This is a genomic window from Pseudomonas sp. 5Ae-yellow (assembly GCF_014077575.1).
Lineage (GTDB): Bacteria > Pseudomonadota > Gammaproteobacteria > Pseudomonadales > Pseudomonadaceae > Halopseudomonas > Halopseudomonas neustonica.
The window spans coordinates 1-10734 of the sequence record NZ_JACGWE010000063.1; the positions used below are offsets into that span (position 1 = coordinate 1).

Annotated in this window: 8 protein-coding genes; 2 read left to right on the forward strand and 6 right to left on the reverse strand. The window is 50.3% G+C overall.

All coding sequences use genetic code 11. From position 1 onward, the window contains the following. Window positions 1-114 precede the first annotated feature (114 nt). A complete protein-coding gene (locus tag H4J77_RS18375) occupies window positions 115-1308 on the reverse strand; it encodes a hypothetical protein (protein WP_182249871.1) in 1194 nt (397 codons plus the stop codon). Further along, entirely contained in the window at window positions 1301-2005 is a 705-nt protein-coding gene (locus H4J77_RS18380; RefSeq protein ID WP_259364922.1) for a hypothetical protein, read from the reverse strand. Before H4J77_RS18380 ends, H4J77_RS18375 begins: the two co-directional genes overlap by 8 nt. Window positions 2006-2124: 119 nt before the next feature. Between H4J77_RS18380 and H4J77_RS18385 the strand changes: the two genes are divergently transcribed. Both H4J77_RS18385 and H4J77_RS18390 read left to right on the forward strand, forming a co-directional pair. Next, window positions 2125-3021, forward strand: coding sequence for a hypothetical protein (locus tag H4J77_RS18385; RefSeq protein WP_182249873.1), 897 nt, complete (start codon window positions 2125-2127; stop codon window positions 3019-3021). A gap of 331 nt (window positions 3022-3352) precedes the next feature. Continuing rightward, window positions 3353-4657: a hypothetical protein gene (locus tag H4J77_RS18390; protein ID WP_182249875.1), complete on the forward strand. Its 1305-nt coding sequence runs from the start codon at window positions 3353-3355 to the stop codon at window positions 4655-4657. Between the two features lie 59 nt (window positions 4658-4716). Here the strand turns inward: H4J77_RS18390 and H4J77_RS18395 are convergent, their stop codons facing one another. From H4J77_RS18395 to H4J77_RS18410, 4 genes are read right to left on the reverse strand one after another with little or no spacing between them, the layout of a single operon-like run. Continuing rightward, the gene (locus tag H4J77_RS18395) at window positions 4717-5793 is read right to left on the reverse strand and encodes a hypothetical protein (protein ID WP_182249877.1); all 1077 of its coding nucleotides are present in this window, start codon (window positions 5791-5793) and stop codon (window positions 4717-4719) included. 35 nt (window positions 5794-5828) lie between these two features. Further along, window positions 5829-6548, reverse strand: a complete 720-nt coding sequence (locus H4J77_RS18400; protein WP_182249879.1) for a M48 family metallopeptidase — start codon at window positions 6546-6548, stop codon at window positions 5829-5831. Then, entirely contained in the window at window positions 6548-9718 is a 3171-nt protein-coding gene (locus H4J77_RS18405) for a type I restriction endonuclease subunit R (RefSeq protein WP_182249881.1), read from the reverse strand. The genes H4J77_RS18400 and H4J77_RS18405 overlap by 1 nt, the downstream gene beginning before the upstream one ends. A 19-nt stretch (window positions 9719-9737) precedes the next feature. Beyond that, complete coding sequence (locus H4J77_RS18410) at window positions 9738-10664, reverse strand: restriction endonuclease subunit S (RefSeq protein ID WP_182249883.1); 927 nt, start codon at window positions 10662-10664, stop codon at window positions 9738-9740. Window positions 10665-10734: the final 70 nt, after the last annotated feature.

Genomic DNA, 10734 nt, shown 5'->3' on the forward strand with positions numbered 1-10734 from the left:
TCTATCAGTTCGTTGGGAATTGCGGGTAGGTCTCGCGGGGCTTCACGCCCCGGCTTCTTCTTGGTCGGCATACATGCGTCCTCTGCTGCAACATGTTATGCCCAAACACAAAATTTATGACACCCCCGCCAGCGGCTCAGAACTCTTTTTTGCACCCGGCATCCTTTTAAACAGACGCTGCTCCAACGTTTTGAACAACGACTCAACAAAAGGTTTGTCGTCACCACGATTTGCCCGTGCGTAATGAATTTCGATGCCCAGGTCACGCACGATCTCTAACGCAACGCCCCCCGCATTTTCTGAGGCATTGTCGAGCAATACCTGAGCGATGCCACACGGAGCCGGCCATTGGGAGTCGATTCCGAATCGAGCTTTGAAATCGTCATCTTTGGGAGAAAAGAAGAACTCAAACAACTTGAGCAAGGTGTACTCACTGGGTGCGCCAGGGGTGACAAAAATACCCACGGGATATCCCGTTCGGCTACAAACCATCGAATACAACGTAATTTGAGTGTACCTGTTGCCAAACTCATCAATGACATATTGGTCAATTGTTTTTGCATCTACCTGCATCAGCTGAAACGCATATTCAACATTAAATGCATTCACCGCCTGGCGAGACGCTAAGCGATAAGTTTTTGCATCTACTCGCCCGCACAGCACAAGCTCTCGCGGCAATTCGTGGATGATTCTGGAAACGGTCTTACTACTGATCCGTTGAGGCTTCCCGTTAACATCAAGGTGATCCCTCAATTTGTCATTAATCAGCAAAGTAATCGAGGTGATATTGATCTTGTCGTCCGTAGCATAGATCTGAAGAATCATCTCTTTTGCGAGAAGCTTCTGCTCAAGTTTGTTTGCCCATCCAGCCCCCCCACGGCTGCTGAAATCCGGTAACAGGGAATCAAAACCACCCCTGGCGTATTTCCTCTGGTAACTCTTGATCGTTTTTGCACTGGGTACTTTTTTACCGTGCTGCCTAGCTAAAGTTTCACTTAAGGTTTTTTGCTCTTCAATTCCAGCTTTGTAGTATCGATCTGATTCAAAAAGCTTGACGAGGTCGCTTCGAAAAACGGCCTCAGCATACTCTCTAGGGCGCCATGATTTTTGCGTGCGCTGGGGCGAGTGGCCTGGAATACGGATGGTTCCTGCGGCAAGCCCGTTGTAGAACTGCGAGTAATCGACAGTGCGCTCCACACCACCCTTACCCCGAAGCACAATGTCCTGAAGATCCGCATTCATAGACTTGATAACGAAAGTTGCCCCACTCATTTCGATAACTGCCGACTCACGGATGGGGCTAATCATATTTGACAAATTCCAATGCCGTTAGATCGCCGTGAGCCGGCTCTACGGAAAAATCCATCGAAGCGAGGTTGATCTTGTGCAGATCGGTTTTGAGAACGCCCTGTAGAAGAGCGGCAATCAGGTAATGGTTGGCAGGAGCCAAACAGCTCAGAACGTCATTTACATGGCCGCTCTTAACTGAAAGGGCGTCAACTGCCCCAGCCCATAGGGGTAGGACCTCTTTGCACTGACGTGCGAATTGATGCAGCAAAGCCACATTGCCAAGTAAGGTGCCCCCCAAACTTTCTTTACTGATAACGATAAATCGCATGCCCTTGCGCCGACAGAAATTTCCAACCGCATCAAATAGCTCCTGGTGAGCAGGAAGAAACCGCAGTGGCTTCACCTCGAAAACACACTTGACGTCGAAGATCACATCAATCAGGTCTGGAGTGTAGTAACGGCTATCTAGATGCTTGTTATCGGGCAGAGCGTGATAAACGTCCCCGCTAATAAGGTCAAACGTTTCCGATTGGGCATACAGCTGGCTACCACGCGGGTCAAGATCAAGAACCTTAGCCAGTGCCAACTCGTCTCGAGACTCCAGCCGAATCTCCAATCCGTTTTTGACGGATTTCATGACATACGCTTTTCGACCGCGATGAACTCGCCGGGCAACATGGCGGGTGGCTGTCGAGCTGAGGGCATCAAGCTTCATTTGGTACACTTCACTAAATTAAGGATCTGTATTTATAACGATCCTTTGGTAGCACGTCAACCATTTTGTGAGGAGTACCAAATGGTTTAATCTATCCGAAAAGGTCAGGAGCGCTAAACGTGGGACGGAAAGCAAGGCAGCACTGGTACAGCTTATATAAAACCATTAGCCCACGAATCGACGCCTATGAAGGCAATGCGAGCATTTATGATGTAATTCGCGAAGAAGCTAAAAACGTTGAATATGACGCTAAGGTTGTCAAACGCATGCTCGATGCAGGGGCGTTCCTAGACCGATTTGTGAGTCAACCGGTAACCTCAGACGACATCACCTGTGGATACGCCCATATCGAAATGCTCGAGCGTCTCAGCAAGCTGGATCTTTCTAAAGCCAGAGCGCAGCTAGAGGCTGTGCTATCCAATCAAATAACGCTAAAAAAACTTGCTGAAGACATCGCCCTTAGCTCCCAAGGGCCGGGCCAAGCTCAATTTTCAGCGAGGTCTAAAGCCCGACATCGGGTATCAGAGCATCGAGCGCTTTCCATAAAGCTCGCTATTCAGGCCGGCCCCCCTTTTTTTGGCAGTTCAACCGACGAAATGATTTTGGTGCATAAGTTCAGGTCGCTGGGCCAGTTCATTTTGCTGATCGATAATGACCAGCAGATGGCTGTGATTCCAAGACTTGGCGACTCCTCTTTGAACGAAGCTAAAGCGGCAGATCAGCTTTTGAAGCTTGCACAGTCGTACGAACGGAGCTTCAACCGTATCTGGTTGGTACTACCAGCTGACTCGCCGATGTTAATGGAGCTGGTAGCCCAAGCCAGCGAAATTGATGCTTTCGAGAACTGGTTATTTTTAGCGACCCCAAGCGAAGATGGATCGGAGCTTGTTCAGTATACGAATCGTCGCCGTTTCCTAGATAAACAAGTTCACGGTGACTCCGACGATGCATGGGAAGGAATATCTCTTGTCGATGGCCGACCGATGAGAGGCAATCTTGAGGCGAAAAAAAATTGACCAGTCGAGCGCGGTTAGTCTTCCGGTGATTTTGTAGAGTCTGCGTCGTAGCAATATCGCTACATAGCCGGAGATACATCATGCATAAACCTCAAAATACAGCTGTTCGCGCCATGTCCAAGACCACCAGTGGCAAGGCAACAGGTACCGGAAGCACAGGGAGTCATTCTGGCAAGGGGACAGCGAATAGTTTTCCAGGTGGGAACTGGCCAAGCAAAGTAACGGGTGGAAAATCAGGAGGAAACAGGGGCCAAGGTCCAAAAAATTAATTGGGTTTTGATGCAGCCTGCAAGGACGCAGGCATTCACAAGGAATGAACTGGAGACAGCCAATGAGTGAAGATAATGCTACTTCGCTTCCACCATACCCTAGGTTGGGAGAGTGCTATCGACTGCTGGCGAAAGCACTGGACACCAAAGCGAGCAACCGGCAGTTGGACCGATTGGCGAGGGAAGGGGATTTTGACTGGCAGTTGTTGGAGCTGCTACGAACCGAGCTTATCGAGTCGCCACTGCGTGCAAAAAGCACCGATGATTTCGCTGACTACGTCCTTGCTTCGGTAGGCGCGGTCCAGAACGATTACATAGCAATTATTAAAGGGATCGCTCTAGACGCCCTCAGCCGTCAGCAGAGCATGCCGGCGCTGATTGAGAAGCTGTTCGTGCCCCCAATCGCTTCATTTCTTTTGAATATGCACAAAGCGGTCTCAGGCCCCTCCCTAGTGTCCTTGCTCGACTCAGATAAGCACCCAGTCTCAACTGTTTTCTGTTGGCTGGAAGACGAATTGGGAATCGAGGATAACACCCTAGGGTATCGACTTTACGACGACTCTACAGGGGAAAATAAAAACGGTCGGGAGGCCTTGAACCGTTGGCGCCAGGGGCTTCAATTACCCGCGCTTCGAACCGTTCACTTGCTTCGTCAACGATTGTGCGGGGCTTTCCCACACAGGAAAAAATTGATTGGCGTTTTTACAGAGTGGATGATTGTAGCCAGAGCCCTCACTGTTTTCGATGATGCCGCCAAGCCCTATGCAGATTTGCGAAGCATAATTCTAACCGAGGTGTTGAGTGGTGTTCCGCCACAGGACATTGGGCATTTCCTTTCAAACCTCAATATCGACGCTGCTAAAGCCAAGCCTGAGTTGGTTGAGCGTGGCTTACTGTTGCAAGAGCGGCTGAAACGCACAACATCAAAGACCGTAGGTGACCAAGGAAGCTCACGATATGCACTAGATCAGTTCCACCATAAGGTCAAAATCCACGAGCCAGATAAGGTTAGCGTTTATTACTTGGAGTGGATGGAGGGCCGCTGGCATATTCTGGCCAACCAACTGGAGCAAGCATTGGTGCATTACGAGCGCGCAGCCGATTTGGCTCTATATCGCTCTGGCGAAACTCAAAAGGACATCCTTAGGGAAGCGCTTTTGCTCGCTGCACATCAGGGCAATCTTCCGCTGTACAAACGTTTCAAGCACCGAGCCTTGGTTATGGGATTCAGCTTTTTGCCGGGCTGGGATGATCAGGTTGCGACTAGACACGAACTGAAAGCAATTCGTGGAAATTTTGAATCCAGATTTCCGGCCAGAGGACGGTTTATAGATGGCGAGCCGCAATTTGATATCGTTCATGCATAGCTCAGCACAAAGGATAGGGATGTAGCTCTGAAACGATTTAAAAGAGAGGAATCTGGCGGCTAGCCAATCAGAAGCCCAACAGCAGTTGGCTGCCTTGCCCTATTTCGCCAGATTTCTTCAATATCGACGTTCACCAGAGCATCTCGCATTCTCGTATAGGCATTGTCTGAGAAGCGTGAAATTCGTGTTGTTCCAAACTCGAATACGTGTCGGCAGTTTCTGTCCTCATCGATCATTAGATGTGCTCTCAGGGCTTTTGCCTTGGGCTGAGTAAGGCCTACTTTTACCGCTAGATCAGAAGCGCCTAGATAAAACTTTTTCTGAAGATCCAGATCACGAACGGCCGCCGCATCACCAGGGTCGTCACCTCCGATGTAACGGACCGGAGCCCCTTCCTTTTTAGTGAAATGGACAACCAGGTTGACCCCCTCTCCATCAGTCCTGGTGCCCACCGTGGACAACCTGGGAAACACGTCGTGCATCTCCTGCCCTGCACGGACGGCTTTCTCGATACGATCTATATCCCGCTCAGATATTCCTACCTCATCAACAGCGATGGACTCCATAGCAAGGAGTGACCGAATACGAGCACGTGCCTCATCCCGTTGACGCCGGCCAGGCTCCAATAACTCAGCAACCAGGCTATATTCTCTATCGACTAGAAATTCAAAATCGCCTGGGGGCATGGACGAAACAGGAAGTACCCTTGGGGGAATATGGCTTACTAGGTCATCTTCAAGGGATCTTTTTAAATAGGCATCAAAGGCTGTAATCAGGGCTCTGGTATTGAGGTATAGGAGGTCCTCAGAAACTACCACGTACCAATGCTGTGCCGCGTCGCGCAAACTATCGACTGCTCGCATCACTCCAGCTTCCTCAGCGGTCAGTCCCTGATGAGCGAGACAAAGCCCCAGGCACTTTTCGAAGGAGATCGAGCGGCCTGTTAGCTTGTCAAAAACCTTGGCTTTGTTTTGCACCAAGACAGCTTTAAGCAGCATTTCGCAGGCATGCTGAAGATGGAGCAGGACAGTGGTAACGCGCCCATCTTCATCGAAACTGTTGAAGGACTGCATCCCAGTGCGCAGAGAGCTTATGGCCTTCGATTTTAGCGTCCGTGCATCTCGAACCAGCGTCATTACACATTCCTTTGATTTTAATTATGGGATAACCATTAAAACTGCAACTGCTCAGCATGCTGCTTGAGCCATTCACGGCATTCTGCGTACTCAGGCATGATGCGCTCCACGTGCTGCCAGAATTTTTGAGAGTGGTCATGGTGGATCAAATGGCATAGCTCGTGGATAACAACGTAATCGCACATGCGGTTGGGTGCCATGATGATTCGCCAGTTATATTGCAGCTCTTTTTTTGAGGTGCAGGAGCCCCAGCGGCTCTTGAATTCACGCACTGAAACCGTGGTGGGCTCGACCCCGATAATGGCCGAATAGCGCTTCGTCTTTTGCTCCAGGCGATTTAGAGCATTGCGCTTGTACCAGCGTATGAGCGCATTACGGATCAAATACGGGTTATCTAATCCGTCAGGTGTCTGGATATGCAAACGCCCGTGAACAAGCTTGGGGGGAGCGTAGGGGCCCTGTTCGACTTTAAGCCGGTAGTTACGTCCCAGATAGGGGATCGACTCCCCTGAGATGAACTGACGCTGATTAACAGGCATCGCTTCCCGCTGAGCGGCAACCTTCTGCAAGATCCAGGAGCGCTTGTTCTGGATCACTCGTTCCAGCTGCTCAACAGGGGTAGTCTTGGGCGCTACCACCGACACCATGGTGGACTCGACCTTTATCTGGGCGGTCTTGCGACGAGATGAGCGAATAACTTCAACGATGAACCGTCCGCCATCGATGTATTCTGCCCCGTTCAATTCCGACGACATCAGGCGAACCGGCTCCTTGCCAGATCCAAGAATCGCTCCTGCAACGCCTTCACTATATCGACGTTACCGAAAGGCTGATCCAGCACGGTGTGCTTGATCGCCTTCTTCATGCGCTTAATCTCATCATCTTTCTTGAACAGATCCACAATCTGGGTGGCGTCCTCGAACATTTCCACCAGCTCTCGGACAGTCAATTTGATCTGCTCATGCGTTTCTTCGTTGAGCACATCCTCTCCTGTGGCGCGAGCGACCTCAGCAACCAATATGCCGTAGAAAGCGTATTCGGTCTCAGACAGGCCGATATCCTGGGCTGCTTTCTGATGGCTATGCTCGATGTTATCTACCAATGCCATTAGTAAGCCTAACTGTTTATCCCAGTCGCCTTCTGACTTCTGGATAATGTCTCGCAAGCGCAAACTCAAGGACTTGTAGTACTCGGGATCCTGATCCAGATTGACGTTGATGTGATCTTTGATGGCGCTTTCAATTTCCGATGCCCGCGACTCGGGGGACTTGATCTCCTGAACGTGCTCTTTGAAGTTGGCCGCCATTAAATCGACTGGAGGGATCTTTGGATCAACCCCGGTACTGAAAATATGCTCATCGACCAATCGGCGTACCTTCTCACCGATTTCTGCACCAAGCGTCAGCTGCTGGTCATGATATTTCAGACGAGCGCTGTGATTGACCTTACCCCACAGTTTGAGATCAGCGGTGAAGGGCAGGGCTGCCTTGTCCGGCATCACCACGTTCATCTGTTTGGCAAAGCGCTTGAACGCCAGATCAAACTGCGCTCGTTTTTCTTCGTCCTTGAGTAGGAGAACAAGGTCGTCGACGTCCTTTGAGACGCTGGAGGTAAAAAACTGGGCCACGCGGGTATGCGTTGCACGCAATCGGGGGATTTCGTCCTTTAACTCATGAATGGTGCCTTCCACGTCGTCGGCGCTGAACAGATCCAATGCGTCGGTCAGGTACTGACTCAGACCATAGTAATCAACGATGAAGCCTGCCGATTTACCGGGGTAGGTACGGTTAACCCTGGCTATGGCCTGCATCAGTGTGTGGTCCTGTAGCTTGCGGTCGATATACATTACCTGGCAGATCGGCGCGTCAAATCCTGTGAGCAACATGTCTTTGACTATGAGGAACGCGGGCGACTGCGGCTTATCCTTAAATGACGATTTGAAGTCATCGATAGCATTCTTGTGCACCGTCTTATCGGCAAACTGCGCCAGGTACTGCGGATCGTTGTGGTTGCCGGAAATAATAACATGGGAGGGTGGGGCCTCCAGTTCATCCAAGGCTTTCTTGTAGACCGTGGCAGCATGTCGACTACCCACTACGATCATGGCCTTGAAGCCATCGGGTTGGATATGAGATCGATAATGCTCCAGCAAGTCCATACAGATGCGGCGAACCCTAGCAGGCGCTTCACGTACCGCTTTCTCGACACCGTACTTTCTTTTGATCTCGGCCCTGTCCTCGTCGCTGTACTCCTTAAAGTACGCGTCGAACAAGCTATCGAGTGATTCACCTGCTACGTCCACGCGAGCCTGCCGCCCCTGATATAGCAGCCGCACGGTGGCGCCGTCCTCTACCGCCTGGTTAATCTTGTACTCATCAATGTACCCGCCAAAGGCCTGGCTCATCTTCTGGGTTTTAAGCAGAGGTGTACCGGTGAAGCCGATTTTTGGGGCGTTGGGTAACGCCGCATCGATGGTCATGGCCAGATTGCCAAACTGAGTGCGATGCGCCTCGTCAGCCAGCACAATAATCTTGTCGCTGGGATTCAGATCAGTGAAGTCGCTTTCCTTTTCGGCATCCTGAAACTTCTGCACCATGGCGGTGACGATGTCGGACGCATCTTTTCTCAAAAGGTCTTTCAGTTCCGACACAGACCCTGCGTTGTAGATTGTTTCATTTTGGGCATCGCGAAAGGTAGTGGAGAGCTGAGTGTCCAGTTGTGTACGGTCGGTGATGAAAACCAGCTTGTATTGCTGAAGCTCAGCGTCGCGGCGCATCTTCACCGCCAGCATGACCATGGTCAGGGATTTACCGGACCCTTGGGTATGCCAGACAACCCCAGACTTCTCTTTTCGGTTCTTGCCCGCCTTCAGGCGCTCTATAACTTTGTTCACTGCTCTGTATTGCTGGTACCTGGCCACCTTCTTGATCAATCGACCGTCAACCGGTTCATACAGGATGAAATTCTGTATGAGGTCCAGGAAGGTGGCCGGTTTAAACATGCCGGCCAACAGCCGCTGCTGTGCGTTGATTTCAGCTTCTGGTTGCGGAACGTCGACATGGGGTAGCGAGCTCTTGGCCTCCACGACCTCATCAGTACCGTATGCCAGCTGTTTGGCTTCAACCAGATATTCAGCAGACGGCACATCCCTAGCAGTCTTGCCGTCAACTGCATCGAGGTCTGAGATCAGTTTATTCAGAAGCGTGCGGATATCCGCATCAGTGAACGGATACGCATCTTTCCAATCACCGTAATGCTGGGCCGTGGAGCTGATAGTTCCCACCCGGGCTTGGTCACGGCAGGTAGAGACCATTAGCTGGTTGTACCAGAACAAGCGTTGCGACCCTTCATCTGTTTCCGGCTGACGCAAGTTGGCATAACGGCGCAGCTGATCAATACCCTCTGCCATCGGGCTAGAGAGGTAAGGGGACTTACACTCGATAACGGCCAGCGGCAAGCCGTTCACGAAGCAAACGATATCAGGGATAGTGTTTTGGTTAGCGCCCTCTACCTTGAACTGGTTGGTGCAGAGAAACTCATTTTTGGCAGGATTATCGAAGTCGATGACCCTGACAGTCTGGCCTTTCCGACCCTTGCCCAGATCCTGTTCTACCGACATGTAGTTAACCAGCATCTGATAGATGGAGTGGTTGTATTCCATCAGCCCGGCATGCAGAGGGTGCGTGAACTCGCGCATCACCTTGCGGCAGTTTTCATCGCTGATCCATGGGTTTAGTCGCTTGATAGCCAATTCAAGACGATTAACCAACACCACATCGCGATAGTAGCCGCGCTCGCCCAGGGGTAAGCCATCCACGGGCAGGAGGGGGGCTAGTGAGATACCGGGAATGTAGCTCCATCCGAGCTTTCGCAGCTGCTCAATCGCGGGTTGTTCAACCTTTTCGATTTCATCCTGAAATGCCATAGGTATCGGGAAGCCTTACTCAGGCAACCGCTGGCTCCTTTTCGTTATCTTCTATTTTGACGCGGACTTTGCCAGTTAGGAGGTCTTGCATTAGGGCTTTTTTTAACGTGTTAAGAGCCAACTGCTTTTGATTTGCAAGTTTAAGCCTGGTGCTTACGGACTCTAAAGCTGTCGTGATCGCTACTTGTTCTTGAAGACAAGGTTTTGGTATCTGAAGCTCTTTGATAATACCAATTGTCAACTGCGGTTGTGCACTACCAAATGTTAGTAGCTTGATTTGCTCACCGAGCATTGGGGAATTCATTAAAATATTCAGAAATTGCTTATCCATGTCGCTAGATTTATTTCGAATGATTGCCATTCCAGAGTTTATCCGAATATTCTCATAAGGAACGGAAGCGTCGTAGTAAGATATATTACCAACAGTTCCTCTTGTAGTAATTACAATATCACCCCTGCTAAGTTTTCCTTTACGCAGTACCGCATCCTTTTCTTTAGTAATGAAAGAAAGTTCAGAAAAAGAAAATCCACTCTTAGTAACATTTTTCGCTGAAAGAAATAAACAATATTCTAATGTGTGAAAGTCTGTCTCCTTTGGATATTCTTTGCCTCGATCCCCGTCAAGAACACTAATCTCGAGGGATTCAAGCGCACCAACATCCCAACCAGCCGGTATCCACCCTACAGGCGAATCCTTGAACTCCGTATGCGGAACGCCGCCAAGCCCAATCCCTTTGGTCAACAACTCCTGCATCATGCCGGTTTTCAGGTCTTTCAGCTTGTCGATCTGAGCGCGTGTTGTTTCGATGACGTTATCGACGGATGACAGGATGGTGGCGATTTTTTGTTGTTCACTGAGGGGGGGGACTAGCAGCGAAATTGAATAAAGGGGGCGGTTGCAGGAGCTGAGTGCAACACGGTTATTGAATTGACGCAGGAGCATCATATTGCATAGCCAAGGCTTTCTGCATCACTTCGCTCATGACTTCGATAGGACATTTGAAATCGAAGCGCTT

What these genes read in the sequence shown, in the direction of transcription:
- H4J77_RS18375 (WP_182249871.1), bottom strand. Translation starts at nt 1,308, where the DNA reads ATGATTAGCCCCATCCGTGAGTCGGCAGTTATCGAAATGAGTGGGGCA.
- H4J77_RS18380 (WP_259364922.1), bottom strand. Translation starts at nt 2,005, where the DNA reads ATGAAGCTTGATGCCCTCAGCTCGACAGCCACCCGCCATGTTGCCCGG.
- H4J77_RS18390 (WP_182249875.1), top strand. Translation starts at nt 3,353, where the DNA reads ATGAGTGAAGATAATGCTACTTCGCTTCCACCATACCCTAGGTTGGGA.
- H4J77_RS18395 (WP_182249877.1), bottom strand. Translation starts at nt 5,793, where the DNA reads ATGACGCTGGTTCGAGATGCACGGACGCTAAAATCGAAGGCCATAAGC.
- H4J77_RS18400 (WP_182249879.1), bottom strand. Translation starts at nt 6,548, where the DNA reads ATGTCGTCGGAATTGAACGGGGCAGAATACATCGATGGCGGACGGTTC.
- H4J77_RS18405 (WP_182249881.1), bottom strand. Translation starts at nt 9,718, where the DNA reads ATGGCATTTCAGGATGAAATCGAAAAGGTTGAACAACCCGCGATTGAG.
- H4J77_RS18410 (WP_182249883.1), bottom strand. Translation starts at nt 10,664, where the DNA reads ATGATGCTCCTGCGTCAATTCAATAACCGTGTTGCACTCAGCTCCTGC.